This window comes from Parapusillimonas granuli, assembly GCF_013416525.1.
GTDB classification, from domain to species: domain Bacteria; phylum Pseudomonadota; class Gammaproteobacteria; order Burkholderiales; family Burkholderiaceae_B; genus Parapusillimonas; species Parapusillimonas granuli.
Genome location: NZ_JACCEM010000001.1, coordinates 358,839 through 379,307, shown reverse-complemented (window position 1 = coordinate 379,307; position 20,469 = coordinate 358,839). Strand labels below are relative to the sequence as shown.

Sequence of the window (20,469 nt, the reverse complement as noted above, 5' to 3'; positions counted from 1 at the left end):
CATGGCTAAGTTGTCCAAGCGCGCGGCCGCAATTGCCGCCAAGATCGATCGCAGCAAGTTCTACCCGGTTGCGGAAGCCCTGGCCCTGGTCAAGGAAACCGCCACCGCGAAATTCGACGAATCCATCGACGTCGCGGTTCAGCTCGGCATCGATCCCAAGAAGTCCGACCAGCTCGTGCGCGGTTCGGTGGTGTTGCCCGCCGGCACCGGCAAGAGCGTGCGCGTCGCCGTCTTCGCCCAGGGCGAGAAGGCGGAAGCGGCCAAGGCCGCCGGCGCCGACATCGTCGGCATGGAAGACCTGGCCGAAACCATCAAGGGCGGCCAGATCGACTTCGACATCCTGATCGCATCCCCCGACACGATGCGCATCGTCGGCGCCCTGGGCCAGGTGCTCGGTCCCCGCGGCCTGATGCCCAATCCCAAGGTCGGCACGGTCACCCCCGACGTCGCCACGGCCGTCAAGAACGCCAAGGCCGGTCAAGTCCAGTACCGCACCGACAAGGCGGGCATCATTCATGCCACCATCGGCCGCGCGTCGTTCAACGTCGAACAATTGCAAACCAACCTGGCTGCGCTGGTCGAAGCCCTGAACAAGGCGCGCCCCGCTGCCGCCAAGGGCATCTACCTGCGCAAACTGGCCGTTTCGTCCACCATGGGCGGCGGCGCGCGCGTTGAGATTGCATCCCTGCAGGCCTGATCAGGCCTGAGTAGTAAAGAACTTTGGGCCGTGCCTGGAATTTCCCAGGCGCTGCTGTCAAAGACCGCTGGAGCTCCATTCCGACAACGGTTCAATTGTTTCGGAACAGGGCTTAATTTCAAGCCTGCGAAGACTTGATTCCAGCGCAGACGGCGCCCATGGAAGAATTCTTGTTGTCTAAGAACTCGACCAGGTGCGCCGCATTCGGTTGACGCAAGGGAGCCTCCCGAGCGTCGTTTGATGGAGTGTTCAAACCGTGAGTCTCAATCGTCAAGAGAAAGCGGTAGTCATCGAGGAAGTCGCCGCGGAAGTCGCAAAGGCCCAATCGATCATTATCGCCGAGTACCGTGGTCTGGACGTCGCCTCCGCTACCGTATTGCGCAAAACTGCGCGTGAGTCGGGCGTGTATCTGCGTGTTCTCAAGAACACGCTGGTTCGCCGCGCTGTGTCGGGAACTCCCTACGAGGAGCTCGCCGCTCAGCTGACCGGTCCGCTGATCTATGGCATCAGCGCCGATCCGGTCTCGGCAGCCAAAGTACTTGCCGGTTTCGCAAAGACCAACGACAAGCTGGTAATCAAGGGTGGGGCATTGCCCAACAGCATCCTGGGTACCGAAGGCGTCCAGGCCCTGGCCACGATGCCTTCCCGCGAAGAGTTGCTCTCGAAACTGATGGGTACCATGCAAGCACCCGTCACGCAATTTGTGCGTACGCTCAACGAAGTTCCGACCAAGTTCGTTCGCGGCCTTGCTGCCGTTCGCGATCAAAAGGAAGCCGCATAAGCGGTTCGCCTTCGAGGCTTCGTCGTATCGAGCGACACCCAACCCTGGCATTTATACATATATCTGGAGTTCTTAAAAATGGCATTAAGCAAAGCTGAAATCCTTGACGCGATCGCCGGCATGACCGTGCTCGAGCTGTCCGAACTGATCAAGGAAATGGAAGACAAATTCGGTGTGTCGGCTGCCGCCGCCGCCGTGGCCGTCGCGGCTCCCGCCGCTGCCGCCGCCGCTGCAGTCGAAGAGCAAACCGAGTTCACCGTTGTCCTGGCCGAAGTCGGCGCCAACAAGGTCAGCGTGATCAAGGCGGTTCGCGAAATCACCGGCCTGGGCCTGAAAGAAGCCAAGGACCTGGTGGACGGCGCACCGAAGCCCGTCAAGGAAGGCCTGGCCAAGGCTGACGCCGAAGCCGCTCAGAAGAAGCTTGAAGAAGCCGGCGCTAAAGTCGAACTCAAGTAAGACTTTTTCTGCCTGCCCGGGGAGGTTTCGGCCTTCCCGGGCTTTTGCGTTTCCAGAAAACCCGCTATTTGCGCCGCAGAGCCGCCGCGAGTCGGGTTTTCTGGAGTCGTAAACCAGGGCCGTGGTTGACGGCCCATGTAACCTCGAGTCGGAGTGCTCATGCCTTATTCGTATACCGAAAAAAAGCGCATACGCAAGAGCTTCGCCAAGCGTGAAGACGTCCAGGACGTCCCTTACCTTTTGGCGACTCAACTGCAATCATTCAAAACATTTCTGCAGGCGGATACTACACCTTCCAAACGCAAAGAAGAAGGCCTGCAAGCGGCCTTCACTTCGGTTTTCCCCATTGTCAGCCACAACCAGATGGCTCGCCTCGAGTTTGTCAGCTACGTGCTCGGCGACCCTGTGTTCGACGTCAAGGAATGTCAACTGCGCGGCTTGACCTACGCTTCGCCCCTGCGCGCCAAGGTGCGCCTGGTGCTGATGGACCGCGAGGTCAGCAAGCCTACCGTCAAGGAAGTGAAAGAGCAGGAAGTCTACATGGGCGAAATTCCGCTCATGACCGAAACGGGTTCCTTCGTCATCAATGGTACCGAGCGTGTGATCGTTTCGCAACTGCATCGCTCGCCCGGTGTGTTTTTTGAGCACGATCGCGGCAAGACGCACAGTTCGGGCAAGCTGCTGTTCTCGGCTCGCGTGATTCCCTACCGCGGCTCCTGGCTCGACTTCGAATTCGACCCCAAAGACGTGCTGTTTTTCCGGGTGGACCGCCGCCGCAAGATGCCGGTCACCATCCTGCTCAAGGCCATCGGCATGACGCCCGAGGCCATCCTGGCCTATTTCTTCGAGTTCGACAACTTCGAGATCCTCAACGAAGGCGGGATGCTGGAATTCGTTCCCGAGCGCTGGAAGGGCGAGGTCGCCCATTTCGACATCACCGACCGCGACGGCAAGGTCATCGTCGAAAAGGACAAGCGCATCAACGCCAAGCATTTGCGTGATCTGGCCGCCGCCAAGATCGAGCACGTGTCCGTGCCCGAAGACTTCATGATCGGCCGCGTGCTGGCCAAGACCGTGGTGAATCCCGAAACCGGCGAAATCATCGCCAATGCCAACGACGAGATCACGGAAGGCCTGCTGGCCGACATGCGCGTCGCCAACATCCGCGAAATCCAGACGCTCTACATCAACGAGCTGGATCGCGGCGGCTATATTTCGCAAACGCTGCGCACCGACGAGACCGTGGACCAGATGGCCGCGCGCGTCGCCATCTACCGCATGATGCGTCCCGGCGAGCCGCCCACCGAAGACGCCGTCGAAGCCCTGTTCCAGCGCCTGTTCTACAGCGACGAAACCTACGATCTGTCGCGCGTGGGCCGCATGAAGGTCAACAGCCGCCTGGGCCGGGGTGAAGACATCACCGGGCCCATGACGCTCACCAACGAAGACATCCTTGAAACCATCAAGGTGCTGGTCGAGCTGCGCAACGGCCGCGGCCAGATCGACGACATCGATCACCTGGGCAACCGGCGCGTGCGCTGCGTGGGCGAGCTGGCCGAGAACCAGTTCCGCGCCGGCCTGGTGCGCGTCGAGCGCGCCGTCAAGGAACGCCTGGGCCAGGCCGAAACCGAAAACCTGATGCCGCACGACCTGATCAACTCCAAGCCGATTTCCGCGGCCATCAAGGAGTTCTTCGGTTCCAGCCAGCTGTCGCAGTTCATGGACCAGACCAACCCGCTGTCCGAGATCACGCACAAGCGCCGCGTCTCGGCCCTGGGCCCGGGCGGCCTGACGCGTGAACGCGCCGGCTTCGAGGTCCGCGACGTGCACCCGACCCACTACGGCCGCGTTTGCCCCATCGAGACCCCGGAAGGCCCGAACATCGGCCTGATCAACTCGATGGCCTTGTACGCGCAGCTGAACGAATACGGCTTCCTGGAAACTCCGTACCGCAAGATCATCGACGGCAAGGTCAGCGACCAGATCGACTACCTGTCCGCCATCGAGGAAGGCAACTACGTGATCGCCCAGGCCAACGCCGCGCTCGACGAATCCGGCCGCTTCATCGACGACCTGGTGGCCTGCCGCCAGGCCGGCGAAACCATGCTGACCGCGCCCAGCAACGTGCACTACATGGACGTCGCGCCGTCGCAGATCGTGTCGGTGGCCGCATCGCTCATTCCCTTCCTCGAACACGACGACGCGAACCGGGCCCTCATGGGCGCCAACATGCAGCGCCAGGCGGTGCCTTGCCTGCGTCCTGAAAAGCCGCTGGTCGGCACCGGCATCGAGCGCACGGTGGCCGTGGACTCGGGCACGACCGTGCAGGCGCGCCGGGGCGGCGTGGTTGACCACGTCGACGCCGAGCGCGTCGTGATCCGCGTCAACGACGACGAAAACGTCGCGGGCGAGGTCGGCGTCGACATCTACAACCTCATCAAGTACACCCGTTCCAACCAGAACACCAACATCAACCAGCGGCCCATCGTGAAGCGCGGCGACCGCGTCGCCCGCGGCGACGTGCTGGCCGACGGCGCATCGACCGACCTGGGCGAACTCGCCCTGGGCCAGAACATGCTGATCGCGTTCATGCCCTGGAACGGCTACAACTTCGAGGACTCCATCCTCATCTCCGAAAAAATCGTCGCCGACGACCGCTACACCTCGGTGCACATCGAGGAGCTCACCGTCGTCGCGCGCGACACCAAGCTTGGCGCGGAAGAAATCACGCGCGACATCAGCAACCTGGCCGAAACCCAGCTGAACCGCCTGGACGATTCGGGCATCGTCTACATCGGCGCGGAAGTCCGCGCCGACGACGTGCTGGTCGGCAAGGTCACGCCCAAGGGCGAAACCCAGCTGACGCCCGAAGAAAAGCTGCTGCGCGCAATCTTCGGCGAGAAAGCCTCCGACGTCAAAGACACCTCGCTGCGCGTGCCCTCGGGCATGGTCGGCACGGTGATCGACGTGCAGGTGTTCACCCGCGAAGGCATCGAGCGCGACAAGCGCGCGCAGTCCATCATCGATGACGAACTGCGCCGCTACCGCCAGGACCTGAACGACCAGCTGCGCATCGTCGAAGACGACACCTTCGACCGCATCGGCAAGTTCCTGGTCGGCAAGACGGTGAACGGCGGCCCGCGCAAGCTGGCCAAGGGCTCGACCATCGCGCGCGACTACCTGGACGACATGGACCGCTGGCAGTGGTTCGACATCCGCCTGGCGGACGAAGCCCACGCCATCGTCCTTGAACAAGCCAAGGAATCGCTCGAGCACAAGCGCCATCAGTTCGACCTGGCCTTCGAGGAGAAGCGCAAGAAGCTGACCCAGGGCGACGAACTGCCCCCCGGCGTGCTCAAGATGATCAAGGTCTACCTGGCCGTCAAGCGGCGCCTGCAGCCCGGCGACAAGATGGCTGGCCGCCACGGCAACAAGGGCGTGGTTTCCCGCATCACGCCGGTGGAAGACATGCCGCACATGGCCGACGGCACGCCGGCCGACATCGTCCTGAACCCGCTGGGCGTGCCTTCGCGGATGAACGTGGGCCAGGTGCTGGAAGTCCACCTGGGCTGGGCCGCCAAGGGCGTGGGCAATCGCATCGCCGAGATGCTCGACGAAGAAAAGCAGGCGCAGGTCAAGGAAGTGCGCGCCTACCTCGAGAAAGTCTACAACACCACCGGCAGCGGTGCGCGCATCGACGGGCTCACCGATGACGAGGTCATCGAAATGGCTCACAACCTGAAGAACGGCCTGCCCGTCGCCACCCCGGTGTTCGACGGCGCGACGGAAGAGGAAATCGGGCAACTGCTCGAACTCGCCTATCCCGACGAGATCGCCAAGCGCCTGAACCTGACCGAGAACCGCACGCAGGCCTGGCTGTTCGACGGCCGCACCGGCGAGCAGTTCGAGCGCCCCGTCACCATCGGTTACATGCACTACCTCAAGTTGCACCATCTGGTTGACGACAAGATGCATGCGCGTTCTACTGGTCCGTATTCCCTGGTCACTCAGCAGCCGCTGGGCGGCAAGGCGCAGTTCGGCGGACAGCGCTTCGGCGAGATGGAAGTCTGGGCGCTCGAAGCCTACGGCGCGTCGTACACGCTGCAGGAAATGCTTACCGTCAAGTCCGACGACATTTCCGGCCGGACCAAGGTATACGAGAACATCGTCAAGGGCGACCACGTCATCGACGCCGGCATGCCCGAGTCGTTCAACGTTCTGGTGAAAGAAATTAGGTCCCTGTCCCTGGACATGGATTTGGAGCGTAAATAATGAAAGCGCTACTCGATCTATTCAAGCAAGTCTCGCAAGACGAACAATTCGATGCCATCAAGATCGGCATCGCCTCGCCCGAGAAAGTGCGGTCGTGGTCCTACGGCGAAGTGCGCAAGCCCGAGACCATCAACTACCGCACCTTCAAGCCCGAGCGCGACGGCTTGTTCTGCGCGAAGATCTTCGGCCCCATCAAAGACTACGAATGCCTTTGCGGCAAATACAAGCGCCTGAAGCACCGCGGCGTCATTTGCGAGAAGTGCGGCGTCGAAGTCACGGTGGCCAAGGTGCGCCGCGAGCGCATGGGCCACATTGAACTGGCCAGCCCCGTCGCGCACATCTGGTTCCTGAAGAGCCTGCCGTCCCGCCTGGGCATGGTGCTCGACATGACCTTGCGCGACATCGAACGCGTGCTGTACTTCGAGGCATGGTGCGTGATCGAACCGGGCATGACGCCGCTCAAGCGCGGCCAGATCATGTCCGACGACGACTACCTGACCAAGACCGAAGAGTACGGCGACGACTTCCACGCGCTCATGGGCGCGGAAGCCGTGCGCGAACTGCTGCGCACCATCGACATCGACCGCGACGTCGAGGCCTTGCGCGCCGAACTCAAGGCGACGGCCTCCGACGCCAAGATCAAGAAGATCTCCAAGCGCCTCAAGGTGCTGGAAGGCTTCCAGAAGTCGGGCATCAAGCCCGAGTGGATGGTCATGGAAGTGCTGCCCGTGCTGCCGCCGGACCTGCGTCCGCTGGTGCCGCTGGACGGCGGCCGCTTCGCCACCTCCGACCTCAACGATCTGTATCGCCGCGTCATCAACCGCAACAATCGACTCAAGCGCCTGCTCGAGCTGAAAGCGCCCGACATCATCCTGCGCAACGAAAAGCGCATGCTGCAAGAATCGGTGGATTCGCTGCTCGACAACGGCCGCCGCGGCAAGGCCATGACGGGCGCCAACAAGCGTCAGCTGAAGTCGCTGGCCGACATGATCAAGGGCAAGAGCGGCCGCTTCCGCCAGAACCTGCTGGGCAAGCGCGTCGACTACTCCGGCCGTTCGGTCATTGTGGTGGGTCCGCAGCTCAAGCTGCATCAGTGCGGCCTGCCCAAGCTGATGGCGCTCGAACTCTTCAAGCCCTTCATTTTCAATCGCCTGGAAATGATGGGCCTGGCCACCACCATCAAGGCGGCCAAGAAGCTGGTCGAAAGCCAGGAACCGGTGGTCTGGGACATTCTCGAAGAAGTCATCCGCGAGCACCCGGTGATGCTGAACCGGGCGCCCACGCTGCACCGCCTGGGCATCCAGGCGTTCGAGCCCGTGCTGATCGAAGGCAAGGCCATCCAGCTGCATCCCCTCGTTTGCGCGGCGTTCAACGCCGACTTCGACGGCGACCAGATGGCCGTGCACGTCCCGCTGTCGCTGGAAGCGCAGCTGGAGGCCCGCACCCTCATGCTGGCGTCCAACAACGTGCTGTTCCCGGCCAACGGCGAACCGTCCATCGTGCCGTCCCAGGACATCGTGCTGGGCCTGTACTACACGACGCGCGAGCGCATCAACGGCAAGGGTGAAGGCCTGTTCTTCACCGACGTGGCGGAAGTCCAGCGCGCCTACGACAACGGCGAAGTCGAGCTGCAGACCCGCATCACCGTGCGCCTGAACGAATACGAGAAGGACGAGCACGGCGAATGGCGCGCGCAGATCAAGCGCTTCGAGACCACGGTCGGCCGCGCCCTGCTTTCGGAAATCCTGCCCAAGGGGCTGCCGTTTTCCGTGCTGAACCGCCCGCTGAAGAAGAAAGAGATCTCCCGCCTGATCAACCAGTCGTTCCGCCGCTGCGGCCTGCGCGCCACGGTGATCTTCGCCGACAAGCTGATGCAGTCGGGCTTCCGCCTCGCCACGCGCGGCGGAATCTCCATCGCCATGAGCGACATGCTGATCCCGACGGTGAAGGACGACATCCTCGCCCAGGCCAGCAAGGAAGTCAAAGAGATCGACAAGCAGTATTCGTCCGGTCTGGTGACGGCGCAGGAACGCTACAACAACGTGGTGGACATCTGGGGCAAGGCCGGCGACAAGGTCGGCAAGGCCATGATGGAACAGCTCGCCACCGAGCCCGTCATCAATCGCCATGGCGAGGAAGTGCGCCAGGAATCCTTCAACTCCATCTACATGATGGCCGACTCCGGCGCGCGCGGTTCCGCCGCCCAGATCCGCCAGCTGGCCGGCATGCGCGGCCTGATGGCCAAGCCCGACGGCTCCATCATCGAGACGCCCATTACCGCGAACTTCCGTGAAGGGCTGAACGTACTGCAGTACTTCATTTCCACGCACGGCGCGCGCAAGGGCCTGGCCGACACGGCGCTGAAGACGGCGAACTCGGGCTACCTGACCCGCCGCCTGGTCGACGTGACCCAGGACCTAGTCATCACGGAGCAAGACTGCGGCACGACGCGCGGCTATTCCATGAAGGCGCTGGTCGAAGGCGGCGAGGTCATCGAGCCTCTGCGCGACCGCATTCTCGGCCGCGTCACCGCCGTCGACATCGTCAACCCCGACACCCAGGAAACCGCGGTGCCCGGCGGCACGCTGCTGGACGAGGACCTGGTCGAACTCATCGACAGCATCGGCGTCGACGAGGTCAAGATCCGCACGCCGCTCACCTGCGAAACGCGCCACGGCCTGTGCGCCCACTGCTATGGCCGCGACCTGGGCCGCGGCACGCTGGTCAACCGCGGCGAGGCCGTGGGCGTGATCGCCGCCCAGTCCATCGGCGAGCCCGGCACGCAGCTGACGATGCGCACCTTCCACATCGGGGGGGCCGCGTCGCGCGCCGCCATGGCCAGCTCGGTCGAGACCAAGTCGGCCGGCACCATCGGCTTCGCCATCGGCCTGCGCTACGTCACGAACGCCAAGGGCGAACGCATCGCAATCTCCCGCTCGGGTGAAATCGTCATCTTCGACGACAACCGCCGCGAACGCGAGCGCCACAAGATCCCCTACGGCGCCACCATCGCCGTGGGCGACGGCGACGTCGTCAAGGCCGGCCAGCGCCTGGCAAGCTGGGATCCGCTCACCCGGCCCATCGTGTCCGAGTACGCCGGCCAGGTCCGCTTCGAGAACATCGAGGAAGGCGTCACCGTCGCCAAGCAGGTCGACGAAATCACCGGCCTGTCGACCCTGGTGGTGATCACGCCCAAGTCGCGCAGCGGCAAGACCATGATGCGCCCCCAGATCAAGCTGGTGAACGAAGCCGGCGAAGAGGTCAAGATCGCGGGCACGGATCACTCGGTGAACATCTCCTTCCCCGTCGGCGCGCTGATCACCGTGCGCGACGGCCAGCAGGTGTCGGTCGGCGAGATTCTCGCGCGCATTCCGCAAGAATCGCAAAAGACCCGCGACATCACCGGGGGTCTGCCGCGCGTGGCCGAGCTCTTCGAGGCCCGCTCGCCCAAGGACGCCGGCATGCTGGCCGACGTCACCGGCACGGTGTCCTTCGGCAAGGACACCAAGGGCAAGCAGCGCCTGGTCATCACCGACATGGACGGCATCAGCCACGAATTCCTGATTCCCAAGGAAAAGCAGGTGCTGGTGCATGACGGCCAGGTGGTGAACAAGGGCGAAATGATCGTCGACGGGCCGGCCGATCCGCACGACATCCTGCGCCTGCAGGGCATCGAGCGGCTGGCCAGCTACGTGGTCAACGAAGTCCAGGACGTTTACCGCCTGCAGGGCGTGAAGATCAACGACAAGCACATCGAAGTGATCGTGCGCCAGATGCTGCGCCGCGTGAACATCGTCGATCCGGGCGACACCAGCTTCATTACCGGTGAACAGGTGGAGCGCTCCGAGCTGCTCAACGAAAACGACCGCATGGAAGCCGAAGGCAAGATACCGGCCACGTACGAGAACGTGCTGCTGGGCATCACCAAGGCGTCCTTGTCGACCGATTCGTTCATCTCGGCGGCGTCCTTCCAGGAAACCACCCGCGTGCTGACGGAAGCCGCCATCATGGGCAAACGCGACGACTTGCGCGGCCTGAAGGAAAACGTGATCGTCGGGCGCCTGATTCCCGCCGGGACGGGCATGTCCTACCACATGGCCCGCAAGGAGAAGGAAGCCCACGAGGCGGCCGAGCGCCAGGCGGCGCGCGCCATGGCCAATCCGTTCGAGGACACTCCGTCCGCCGAACCTGCGGCCGAGGCGCACGAAGTCCCCGCTGCCGGCAACGGGAACGACGTTTCGGCTGACTGATCCGCAAGAGCGGCCAAGAAAACGCCAGGCGTGAGCCTGGCGTTTTTCACATCGGGACGCGGAAGCGCACATCACCAACGGAAGGAAGAGAGCAATGGACCAACTCCTGACGGATGCCGTACCGGCCGAGTGGGAGCAGTTGTCGTCGAGGTATTCGGCGGCGCTGCGCGAGAAGGTCTCCAGGCTGGCGCAGACGCACAAGCGCGAGCTCGCCGATTTCTTTTATGGCGAAATGATGCGGGACAAGCTTGCCGCGCAATTCCTTTCGCACGAGCAGGTGAAGACTCGCCTGCACGCCTCCATGCAGGACTGGATATGCGACCTGTTCCATCACGGCGAAGACAGGGACTGGCGGGCGGTGATGGCCTACCAGTCGCGGGTCGGCGACATCCACGCCCGCGTCGACGTCCCCATGCACGTGGTCCTGCACGGCGCGCGCAAGCTGAAGGCGGGAATGGCCGCGGTCATCGCGCGCGACGGCGGCCTGGCCGATGCGGAGCGCTACGAAGCCCAGTCCCTGGTCAATGCAATGATGGACCTGGCCATGGAAAGCATGAGCGCGGCCTATGCCTCGTCTCATGACCGCAATTCCAGGGCCGAGGAATCCTACCGGCTGTTTTCCGTGGCGCAGAACGTGGCCGCGGAAAAAGAGCGCCAGCGCGCCGCTTTGCTGGACTGGGAAAACCAGCTCATGTTCGAGCAGGCGATGGGGCACAGCGCCAGCCAGCTGCCAAAGATAGGCGCATCGGAATTCGGCCTGTGGTTCCGCCATAAAGGCTCGCACGCATTCGGCGGCGCGCCGGAAACCGCGTCCATCCAGAACGCCATGCAGCATATCGACGAGGTGCTCCTGCCCCTGGGCAGCGCGGCGCCCATGCAGGACGGCGCGGCCCGGCTGCAGCATCTGCGCGCCCTGCGCGAGCAGGCTAAAACCATCGGCTTCCATCTGGAACGGCTGTTCGAGCAGCACAGCGAACTGGAATCCGGCCGCGACGCCCTGACCCGCTTGCTGAGCCGCAAGTTCCTGTCCGTGGTCATGGCGAAGGAAGTCGCCTATGCCCGCCGCAGCAACACGCGCTTTGCGGTGCTGGCCATCGACATCGACCACTTCAAGTCCATCAACGACCAATACGGCCACGAGGCGGGCGACCTCGTCCTGCAGCAGTTCGCCGCCCTGATCAACAACCTGATACGCGCGGGCGACTACGCCTTCCGGCTGGGCGGCGAAGAATTCCTGCTGCTGATGGTGGACACCACGGAGGAGGCGGCGCTGCGCGTGGCGGAAAAGCTGCGCAAGGCGGTCGAGCGGGAAGGGTTCCGCTTGCCGCAGGAGCGCAGCTTGCGGGTCACCGTGAGCATCGGCATGGCCATGCATGACGGCCACCCCGACTACATGCGTACGCTGCGCAAGGCGGACGATGCGCTCTACCTGGCCAAGAGCGACGGCCGCAACCGGGTGTCGGGCTGAGCCGGCTTAAGCCGACGCCGGGGCGGCCGGGCCTTCCGGGGCGTCTGGATCCCCGGGCAGCGTAATGGTGAACAGCGTGCCGCCGCCGGCGGCCGCGGCCACGGCGATGGCGCCCTCGTGCCGTTCTATGACGGTCTTGACGAAGGCCAGGCCCAGCCCGGCTCCGGCCGGATTGCCGGCGCTGTCCTCGTCGAACCGGATGAACGGCCGAAACAGCGCCTGGCGCTGCGCGTCGGTCATGCCGCGACCGTGGTCCCGGATGCTGAGCTCCCACGACGCGCCCTTCGCCCGTATGCCGCAGTGTATGGCCGTGTCCGGCGGACTGTATTTCAAGGCGTTGTCCAGCAGGTTGTCCCAGGCTCTTTGCAGCAGCACGCCGTCGCCGCGCGTCCATGCTTCGTCCGGCGTGTCGTGGAACTCGATCGAAATGTTCTTGTTCCTGGCGGACGCCCAATAGCTTTCGCAGCTCTGGGTCACCAGCTCGACCAGGTTGACGGGGTGCCGGCTCATCGACGCGGCTTCCGCCCGCGCAAGCTGCACGAAGCCGTCGACCAGGATGAGCGTCTTGTGGGCGCAGCTGTTGATGCGCCGCAGCAGCTCGTCCTGAGGCAAGGCGCTGTCGGGATGCGATTGCAGCTCGGTGAGGGCGAGTATGGAGTTTTGCGGCGCCCGCATGTCGTGCGAAAGAAAGCGCAGGGTTTCCTCGCGGTTGCTGCGGGCCCGGCGCAATTGCGCGACCGTGTCGTGCAGCAGGCTGATGCGCGCCGACAAGGTGCGGCCGTAACGCTTGGACCGCGCCGGCAAGCCGCCGTCCAGGCGTCTGCGCTCTTGATTCAAGGCGTTGAGTTCACGGTCGATGTGCTGCAGGGCGGCTTCCTGGCTGCGCCAGCCCCAAACGGGGTAGGCCAGCGCGACGCCGACCAGGCTGGCGGTGAAAGGCACCCACAATTGGCCGAAACGCAGGGCCAGCCAGCTGCCGGTGAAGATCAGCAGCAGCACCGCCAGCGAAGCCAGGAAGGCCTTGCTGGGCGAAAGCCGGCGCAGGGCCGCGCAGGCGAGCAGCACCGGAAGGCAGGCCAGTATCGCCGCCTGCCAGCGCGCGGGCTCGGCGATCCAGCTGTCGTTCATGGCGGCTTGCAGGCCGTTGGCCAGTATCTCCACACCGGACATCGCCTCGCCGTCATGCGACAAGGGCGTGGGAAAGGCGTCGCCCAGGCCGGAGGCCCAGGACCCCACGATGACGTGCTTGTCCCGGAATACTTCTTCGGGGATGGCGCCGGACAGCACTTCCGAATACGGGTACAGGCGAAAATGCCCCGGCGCGCCCGCGTATGGAATCAGGCGCCGGTCGCCCGCCCGTTTGCCGTATTCCACGGGCTGCCCGGCGACGGCGAGCATGGCCGGCACGAAATGGTCGACCGGCGTGCCGTCGGCCAAGGCCTGGCGCAGCGTCAGTGAACGGATCACGCCGTCTTCATCGGGATAGACATTGATGTAGCCCTTGGCTGCCGCCGCGCGCGACAGCGGCGGCAGCGGCGGGGCCGCCGTTTTCCTGGGCCCGTCCACGACCAGCGGCAGGACGACCCGGCCGTGCCGCGCGATGGCTCGCGCCAGAAGATCGTCATCGTCGGGGTAGGAGGGATTGAGATCGCTGAACACGATATCCAGCCCCACCACCCGGGCATGCCGCAGCCGGTCCAGCAGGCGCGCGTGCAGCGCGCGCCGCCAGGGCCAATAGCCCAGCTTCTCGATGCTGCCGTCGTCGATGGCGACGATGACGATGCGGTCGTCATGCACGCCGCGCACCGACGCGGCGAGGGTTTTGTCGTAAAAGGCGTGGTCCAGCCTGGCCAGCCCCAGGGGCGCGCCATACCAGGCCAGCGCGAAGGTCAGGGACAGCAGGGCCAGCGTGACGAGCAGCCATTCGGCCTGGATGCGGCGATCCAGGTTGCCCCAGAAGTCGGCGCCGGGCTCGTGGCTGGTCGGCGTCATGCGGCGTCAGTACTCCGCCAGGCGCACCTGCCCGCCGTAGCCCGTGGAAACCGGCGAGCCGTCGCCGCTCTTCAGCAGAGCATGCCCCTCGAAGGCCAGGCCGGCGTCCCGCCCCATGACGCCGTCGGCGTCGATGGCGCGGACCAGGACGTGGTAGGTGCCGGCTCCGGGCGCGCTGAAGGTGATGTCGGGGGTGGTGAACCGGCGGCTGGAATGCGGCCGGGTGCCGGCCGCGTCGGACGCGACACGCACCAGGTATGCCGCGGCGCCCGGCACGGGCGGGAAAGACAGCACCCAGCCTTCGCCGCCGCGCGCCATGGCGCCGAGTTCGGGCGCCGGCAGCAGCGGGCGCACGCCGAGCATCCGGCCGCCGGCATCGACGGCGGCGCCCTGGCCGGGGCGCAGGCCGGCCGTCTGGCCCCCGCCCGTGGCCAGGCGCGCGGCGCCTTCCAGCACTTCGCTTTGCGAGCCTTGCGCCTGGGCGTGCACGCGCAGCCGGGTGCCGCGCACGCCCGTGATGCTGACCGGCGTGCGGATCTCGAATCGGCCCACGCCGGTATTCCCGGGCGCCACGCTCGATTCAAGCGAGCCTTCGCGCATCGTGAAAATGGTGTCGGTCAGGCCGGCGCCCTTGAATACGCGCAGGCGATCGAGGCGCATCGAGGACGATGCGGGGACGGTGAGCGTGCTGCCGTCCGATAGGACGAGGGTGGCGTAGCCGTCCGGGCCGGTGGTCACGGTGTCGCCTTCCGACACGGCATCGCCGACGGCCAGGCGCCGCCCGCCGTCGAGCGCGGCCTGCCCCGCGACGTGGCTGACGGTGGCCTGCGCGGGCAGGACGGGAATCATGGAGAACGGGATGCGGAGTTCCAGGCCGATGGGAAGCCGTGTGGGATCGCCGATGGCGTTCAGGCTTTGCAGCCTGCCCCAGTTGCCCGCCGCATCGGTATAGCGCTGCGCCAGTTCGATGAGCGTGTCGTCTTTGACGATGCGATAAATGAAATCGTCGCCGACGGCGCCCGCGGGCTGCGCCAGCGCCGCCATGGGGAGGAAGGCGGCGGCCAGCAAGGAAACGGCGGCGGACCGCAAGAGGAGGAGAAGCGGAAATTTCATTATTGTTCTGATGCCGGGGTTGAGTCGGCGTCGACCAGTTCCAGGCGGTAGCCGAGGGCATACGAGGAATTGAGCCGCACGCCGTGTTCGGGGCGCAACTGCAGCTTGCGGCGTATGTTCGACAAGTGCGTGTCCAGGGTGCGCGAGGTGGCGGGAATTTCCCGGTTCCAGACGCTGTTGCTCAGGACGTCGCGGGAAAACAGCCTGCCCGGATTCCGGAACAGCAGCAGGGCAAGCTCGTATTCCTTGGGCGCCAGTTCCACCTTGTGCCCGCCCAGCCGGATGGCTTCGGCGGCCGGGTCGATTTCATAGGCGCCACAGGCAAAGGGCGCCTCGACCGCGGGCACGGGCTTGTTGCGGCGCAACAATGCATGGACGCGCGCCACCAGCTCGCCTTTGCGTATGGGCTTGATCATGTAGTCGTCGGCGCCGGCCTGCAGGCCGGTCACCAGTTCTTCTTCCAGCGTGCGGCTGGTCAGCATCATGACCGGCAAGGCATGCCCGAGATTCGCGCGCACCCAGCGCAGGACGTCCAGGCCGCTAAGGTCGGGGACTTCCCAATCGAGCAGCAGCAGGTCGTAATCGTTGCCCCGCGAAAGCGCGGCGAGCATTTCCCGTCCCGCTGAATAAATGGTGCATTGATGGCCGGCCTCGGACAATATCTGTTGTATAAGGCGCGCCTGGACGCTCTCATCTTCAAGGGACGCTATGTTCATAAAGCGTGAAATGCCTTCATAAATCAGGGGTGTGGCGGTAATGTTACGATACAGATCCCGGGGTGTCGAGCGCGTTGCCGCCCTTTGGGCTTTCTTCGAGCAAAGGTTAGTGTTATATTCTATATAGGCCATAAGTATGACATTAGTGCCTATGAATGCCGCCGTCGCCCCTTGGCGCTCGGCGGTTTTTGCAACGAATGAGTCCAATTATGAAACTACACTGGTCGCCTCGCTCGCCCTTCGTCCGCAAGGTCATGATCGTATTGCACGAGACTGGCCAGGCCGGCACGGTCGAGCTGGTGCGCACGCCTGTCGCGATGGACACGCCCAATCTGGCGCTGATTCCCGATAACCCGCTCATCAAGCTGCCCACCCTGGTATTGGACGACGGCTACGCCTTGTACGACTCGCGGGTGATTTGCGAATATTTCTCCGAGCGCGCCAAGAGCCGGCTGTTTCCGTCGGAGCCGGGGCTGCGGATCAAGGCCTTGCGCCAGCAAGCGCTGGGCGACGGCTTCATGGACGTCCTGCTGCTCTTCAGGCAGGAACGCAACAAGCCGGCCGAACGGCGGACGCCCGCCTGGCTGGACGCCTTCGCGGCCAAGGTCGACGCCGTTCTTGCACACCTGGAAGCGCAGCAAGCGAAAGATCCCCAGCCGCCTTTCGACATTGGCGCCATCAGCATAGGCTGCGCGCTGTCCTATATGGATTACCGTTTTCCCGATATCGACTGGCGTGCGAAGGCGCCGATGCTGGCCGACTGGCACGGCAATGTCTTCGTGCGCCGTCCATCCGTCCTGGCGACCGAGCCGAACGAAAGCCCCTGACACCATGAGCCGTATTCCCCTACCCACGCCTGAAAGCATGAGCGCAGCGCAGCGTCAGGTATATGAAAACATCATCAGCGGCCCGCGCGGCCGGCTGGTCGGGCCGCTCCGGGCGGCGATCCACAATCCGGAGCTGGCGGAACGCTGGCAGAAGCTGGGCGAGATCCTGCGGTTCGGCACGTCCTTGCCGCCCAAGCTGAACGAGCTGGCCATCATCGTGACCGCCCGCCGCTGGAATAGCCAGATCGAATGGCACATCCACGCGGACGCCGCGCTCAAGGCGGGGCTCGGCCCGAAGGCGATCGAGGCGTTGAAAGCCGCCCAGGAGCCGCCCTTCGAGGAAGAAGCGGAATTCGTCGTGTACGAGTACGCGCGGCAGCTGCAGCAGCATGGCGCGGTCGAGCCCGGCGTCTATGCGCGCGCGGTGGAGCTTTGGGGCGCTGCGGGCGTGGTGGAGCTGACCGCGGTGGTGGGCTACTACACCATGGTGTCGATGACCCTGAATGCGCACGAGATCCCCATGCCCGATGATCAGCCGCCGCCGCTGGACACGCCCATGCATGACGGCATGCCCGCGCTGACAGCGATGAGCCGGGCCGGAAAATGGGAGCCCGCACTATGAAAGAACAAGGAATCGTCCCTGGCGCGCTCGAGCCGCCGCGCATGCCGTCGGCGCCGGCCGCGGCCTTGCCGACGCACAGCTGCGACACCCATTGCCACGTATTCGGGCCGTATGACCGCTATCCCTTGAGGAATCCGCCCAATTATCCGCGGCCGGACGCTCCGGCGGAGCGCTATCTAGCGATGCTGGACACGGTGGGCATGGAAAGAGGCGTGCTGGTGCAGCCGGCGCCCTATGGCACGGATGCCTCCGCGCTGATCGGCGCCATCGCCCTGCGCAGGGATCGTCTGCGCGGCGTGGCGGTGGCCGCGGCCGATGCGACCCGGGACGAACTGGAGCGGCTCCATGCAAATGGCGTAAGGGGGCTGCGCTTCGTCGAGGCGCGCGATCCCGCCGGCAAGCTGTTCGCCGGCAGCGTCGGGTTCGACTCCATCGAAGCCTTGGCGCCCGCCATGAAGCACGCGGGGCTGCACGCGCAGGTATGGGGCCCATACGACAGCTACCGCCAAAAGCTCGATTCCTTGGCCGACCTCGATATTCCCGTGGTGATCGACCACATGGCCAGCGTGGCGGTCGAGCGCGGCCTGGACGATCCGGTGTTCCAGGCCGTGCTGCGCCTGCTCAGGCGCGGGAAGGCGTGGATCAAGCTGTCGGTGTGCCGCGTTTCGAAGCAAGCGCCGCTGTATGCGGACTTGCGGCCGTTTCACGATGCCCTGCTGGCCGCGAACGAGGACCGGGTGCTGTGGGGATCGGATTGGCCGTATGTCCGGATGGGCGATGCCGCGCCCGACGTCGGGCGGCTGATCGACCTGGCCCATGAATGGTTCGGAGACGATGCGACGCGTGAAAAAGTGTGGGTGCGCAACCCGGCGGAGCTGTATGGCTTCGAAGAGACGAGAGGTTGAGGATGACCGTTGATGTGAGCGAAATGCAGGCATTCAGGGACAGCGCCAGGGATTTCCTGGCGCGGGATGACCATGGGGAACGCATACGGGCGCTGATCGCCGGAGACGGCGGCGTGGACCGGGACTTCTGGCGGCGGATCGCCGACGCCGGGTGGCCGGCCCTGCTGGTGCCCGAAGAACAGGGCGGCCTCGGACTGGGGCTGGCGGAAGCGGTCGCCATTGCCGAGGAAATCGGCAGGTCATATATTGCGGAACCCGTGTTGCCCGTGGCGGTGCAGGCGGTCAGCCTGCTTCGGCGCCTGCCCGGCGGCGCCCTGCGCGACGAACTCCTGGGCGGCATTGCCGACGGTTCGCGCCTGGTCGGCATGGCGTGGCAGCGGCGGCCGGGCCAGATCCGTGCCGAGGCGGCCGCCAGCGCGCGCGCGGACGGCGATGCATGGGTGCTGGCGGCCGAATACATGGGCGTTGCGCCTCTCCGGTCGGCGGACGGATGGCTGGCGCTGGCGAACGATGGCGGCGCGCCGATGCTGGTGTGGCTGCCGGCGGGGCAGGCGGGGATCTCGATCCAGCCTCAGCGCCGGCTGGACGGTGCCGAGGCGGGCACGCTCGTCCTGTCTTCCTGCAGGATAGCCGCGGCGCAAGTGCTCGCGCGCGGCGGCGAGGTGCTGGAATGGCTCGACGCCGCGCTGGACACCACGCGCATCGCGCAGGCGGCCCAGCTGCTGGGCGTGGCGCGCCGGGCTTTCGATGCCACCCTGGAATACATGAATGTCCGGGTGCAGTTCGGAAAGCCCATAGGCAGTTTCCAAAGCCTGCAGCATCGCATGGTCGACGCTTACATCCAGATCCAGCTGCTCGAATACGCCATTGCGCAAGCCCTGGCGCTGGTTGCGCAGTCGCCCGGCAGCCTGCCGATGCAGGCCAGCCGCCTGAAGGTGCGCGCGGAACAGGCGGCGAGCCTGGTCACGCGTCTTGCCGTGCAGATCCACGGCGGCATGGGATATTCCGACGAATCGGATATCGGCCTCGCCTTGAAGCGCGCCATCGCCCTGTCCAGTGAGCTGGGCAATGCCAGGGCGCACAGGAAGCGTTATGCCGGCGAGCTGTCCCGGTCCCTGCGGTCGGCTCAGGAAGCGGGGCAGGCGAAGCCGGATGACGATGCGCCTGGCGAATGGACGAGCTTTCCCAAGGATGCGGACTGGGACGCCATGCCCGAACAGGAGTTCCGCCGGATGCTGCGCGCCTTCTTCGCTCGCCATTATCCCGAACACCTGCGCCATAAGGCTTCCCGGCTGCACTGGCACCAGATCGAAGGCTGGTACAAGACGTTGTCGGCGCAAGGCTGGATCGCTCCCGCCTGGCCCAAAGAGTATGGCGGCATGGCCTTGCCTCCGGACAAGATGATTGCCTACATCGAAGAGCAGGAGCGCTACGGTGTGGGACGCCCGCCGGACCAGGGGCTGGTCATGCTCGGGCCCATTCTTTTCCGTTTCGGCACGCCCGGGCAGAAGGCCAGGTACCTGCCGCCCATACTGTCGGGCGAGCACGTCTGGGCGCAGGGGTATTCCGAGCCCAACGCCGGCTCCGACCTGGCGTCCCTGCGTTGCGAGGCCGTGCTGGACGGCGACCATTTCGTCGTCAATGGCCAGAAGACATGGTCCACGCTCGCGCAGGACGCCACCCATATGTTCATGCTGGTCCGCACCGACAAGACCGTCAAGAAGCAGGCCGGCATCAGCTTTCTCATGGTCGATCTGTCGTCGCCGGGGGTGCTGGTGCGCCCCATCAAGACGATTGCCGGCGATGAGGAATATTGCGAAGTGTTCTTCGACAACGTCAGGGTGCCGAAAGAAAACCTGGTGGGCGAAATGAACCAGGGGTGGGCGATATCCAAGGCGCTGCTGGGCTTCGAGCGCCTGTTCAGCGGCAGCCCCAAGCATACGCAGAACACCATGGGCATGATAGAGAAGGTCGCTTTGCGCAACGGCTTGTTCGACGACGGCGCCTTCGAGGCCGATTACGCCCAGCTGCATATCGACGTCGCCGATTTGTCCGCCGCCTATGCCGCCTTCTCTGAAATCGTGCGGCGCAATGAACCGCTGCCGGCCAATGTGTCGCTGCTCAAGATCTGGGCCACGGAAACCCACGAACGCACCGCCATGTTGCTCCTGGATGCCGCGCAGGAACACGCCGCGTCCGCGGGCCGCGTCGCCTTCGCAGGGCAAGAGGGGTCGGAAGTGGCGCTGGAGGGGGTGCAGCTTCCCCTGTTCAATGCGGCGGCAGCCAAGATCTTCAGCGGCACGAACGAAATCCAGCGCAATATCCTGGCGAAGACGGTCCTGAATCTGCCGACCTGAAGCCACAGCATGT

The 20,469-nt window shown here is 64.8% G+C and carries 13 protein-coding genes; 10 read left to right on the top strand and 3 right to left on the bottom strand.

Annotated elements, in window-relative coordinates; genetic code table 11:
• Position 1 precedes the first annotated feature (1 nt).
• The 6 genes from rplA to H0A72_RS01750 all read left to right on the top strand — a co-directional run bounded on the left by rplA (position 2) and on the right by H0A72_RS01750 (position 11,924).
• A complete protein-coding gene (gene rplA, locus H0A72_RS01775) occupies positions 2-697 on the top strand; it encodes a 50S ribosomal protein L1 (protein WP_180153258.1) in 696 nt (231 codons plus the stop codon).
• 256 nt (positions 698-953) lie between these two features.
• Positions 954-1,478 carry a 50S ribosomal protein L10 gene (gene rplJ / locus H0A72_RS01770; RefSeq protein WP_180153256.1) on the top strand — a complete coding sequence of 175 codons (525 nt, stop codon included), beginning with the start codon at positions 954-956 and terminating at the stop codon, positions 1,476-1,478.
• Between the two features lie 78 nt (positions 1,479-1,556).
• Positions 1,557-1,934: a 50S ribosomal protein L7/L12 gene (gene rplL / locus H0A72_RS01765; RefSeq protein WP_180153254.1), complete on the top strand. Its 378-nt coding sequence runs from the start codon at positions 1,557-1,559 to the stop codon at positions 1,932-1,934.
• Positions 1,935-2,093: 159 nt separating this feature from the next.
• A complete protein-coding gene (gene rpoB, locus H0A72_RS01760; protein ID WP_180153252.1) occupies positions 2,094-6,206 on the top strand; it encodes a DNA-directed RNA polymerase subunit beta in 4,113 nt (1,370 codons plus the stop codon).
• Positions 6,206-10,456 (top strand): DNA-directed RNA polymerase subunit beta', encoded by a 4,251-nt coding sequence (gene rpoC / locus H0A72_RS01755; protein WP_180153251.1) that lies wholly within the window; start codon positions 6,206-6,208, stop codon positions 10,454-10,456. Before rpoB ends, rpoC begins: the two co-directional genes overlap by 1 nt.
• 94 nt (positions 10,457-10,550) lie before the next feature.
• On the top strand, positions 10,551-11,924 hold the full coding sequence (locus H0A72_RS01750; RefSeq protein WP_180153249.1) for a GGDEF domain-containing protein: 1,374 nt from the start codon (positions 10,551-10,553) through the stop codon (positions 11,922-11,924).
• A gap of 6 nt (positions 11,925-11,930) precedes the next feature.
• On the opposite strand, the gene H0A72_RS01745 is transcribed toward H0A72_RS01750, so the two are convergent.
• The 3 genes from H0A72_RS01745 to H0A72_RS01735 are packed head-to-tail and all read right to left on the bottom strand — an operon-like array spanning position 11,931 to position 15,745.
• Complete coding sequence (locus H0A72_RS01745; RefSeq protein ID WP_180153247.1) at positions 11,931-13,916, bottom strand: CHASE2 domain-containing protein; 1,986 nt, start codon at positions 13,914-13,916, stop codon at positions 11,931-11,933.
• A 6-nt stretch (positions 13,917-13,922) separates the two neighbouring features.
• Positions 13,923-15,029: a FecR domain-containing protein gene (locus H0A72_RS01740; protein ID WP_246436993.1), complete on the bottom strand. Its 1,107-nt coding sequence runs from the start codon at positions 15,027-15,029 to the stop codon at positions 13,923-13,925.
• Positions 15,029-15,745, bottom strand: a complete 717-nt coding sequence (locus H0A72_RS01735) for a response regulator transcription factor (protein ID WP_180153245.1) — start codon at positions 15,743-15,745, stop codon at positions 15,029-15,031. The genes H0A72_RS01740 and H0A72_RS01735 overlap by 1 nt, the downstream gene beginning before the upstream one ends.
• A gap of 209 nt (positions 15,746-15,954) precedes the next feature.
• On the opposite strand from H0A72_RS01735, the gene H0A72_RS01730 reads away from it, so the two are divergent.
• The 4 genes from H0A72_RS01730 to H0A72_RS01715 are packed head-to-tail and all read left to right on the top strand — an operon-like array spanning position 15,955 to position 20,456.
• Positions 15,955-16,572, top strand: a complete 618-nt coding sequence (locus tag H0A72_RS01730; protein WP_180153243.1) for a glutathione S-transferase family protein — start codon at positions 15,955-15,957, stop codon at positions 16,570-16,572.
• Positions 16,573-16,576: 4 nt separating this feature from the next.
• Complete coding sequence (locus tag H0A72_RS01725; RefSeq protein WP_180153241.1) at positions 16,577-17,194, top strand: carboxymuconolactone decarboxylase family protein; 618 nt, start codon at positions 16,577-16,579, stop codon at positions 17,192-17,194.
• The gene (locus H0A72_RS01720) at positions 17,191-18,099 is read left to right on the top strand and encodes an amidohydrolase family protein (protein WP_180153239.1); all 909 of its coding nucleotides are present in this window, start codon (positions 17,191-17,193) and stop codon (positions 18,097-18,099) included. The genes H0A72_RS01725 and H0A72_RS01720 overlap by 4 nt, the downstream gene beginning before the upstream one ends.
• A gap of 2 nt (positions 18,100-18,101) precedes the next feature.
• Positions 18,102-20,456 carry an acyl-CoA dehydrogenase family protein gene (locus H0A72_RS01715; protein WP_180153238.1) on the top strand — a complete coding sequence of 785 codons (2,355 nt, stop codon included), beginning with the start codon at positions 18,102-18,104 and terminating at the stop codon, positions 20,454-20,456.
• Positions 20,457-20,469: the final 13 nt, after the last annotated feature.

What these genes read in the sequence shown, in the direction of transcription:
- rplA (WP_180153258.1), top strand. Translation starts at nt 2, where the DNA reads ATGGCTAAGTTGTCCAAGCGCGCGGCCGCAATTGCCGCCAAGATCGAT.
- rplL (WP_180153254.1), top strand. Translation starts at nt 1,557, where the DNA reads ATGGCATTAAGCAAAGCTGAAATCCTTGACGCGATCGCCGGCATGACC.
- rpoB (WP_180153252.1), top strand. Translation starts at nt 2,094, where the DNA reads ATGCCTTATTCGTATACCGAAAAAAAGCGCATACGCAAGAGCTTCGCC.
- rpoC (WP_180153251.1), top strand. Translation starts at nt 6,206, where the DNA reads ATGAAAGCGCTACTCGATCTATTCAAGCAAGTCTCGCAAGACGAACAA.
- H0A72_RS01750 (WP_180153249.1), top strand. Translation starts at nt 10,551, where the DNA reads ATGGACCAACTCCTGACGGATGCCGTACCGGCCGAGTGGGAGCAGTTG.
- H0A72_RS01745 (WP_180153247.1), bottom strand. Translation starts at nt 13,916, where the DNA reads ATGACGCCGACCAGCCACGAGCCCGGCGCCGACTTCTGGGGCAACCTG.
- H0A72_RS01740 (WP_246436993.1), bottom strand. Translation starts at nt 15,029, where the DNA reads ATGAAATTTCCGCTTCTCCTCCTCTTGCGGTCCGCCGCCGTTTCCTTG.
- H0A72_RS01735 (WP_180153245.1), bottom strand. Translation starts at nt 15,745, where the DNA reads ATGAACATAGCGTCCCTTGAAGATGAGAGCGTCCAGGCGCGCCTTATA.
- H0A72_RS01730 (WP_180153243.1), top strand. Translation starts at nt 15,955, where the DNA reads ATGAAACTACACTGGTCGCCTCGCTCGCCCTTCGTCCGCAAGGTCATG.
- H0A72_RS01725 (WP_180153241.1), top strand. Translation starts at nt 16,577, where the DNA reads ATGAGCCGTATTCCCCTACCCACGCCTGAAAGCATGAGCGCAGCGCAG.
- H0A72_RS01720 (WP_180153239.1), top strand. Translation starts at nt 17,191, where the DNA reads ATGAAAGAACAAGGAATCGTCCCTGGCGCGCTCGAGCCGCCGCGCATG.
- H0A72_RS01715 (WP_180153238.1), top strand. Translation starts at nt 18,102, where the DNA reads ATGACCGTTGATGTGAGCGAAATGCAGGCATTCAGGGACAGCGCCAGG.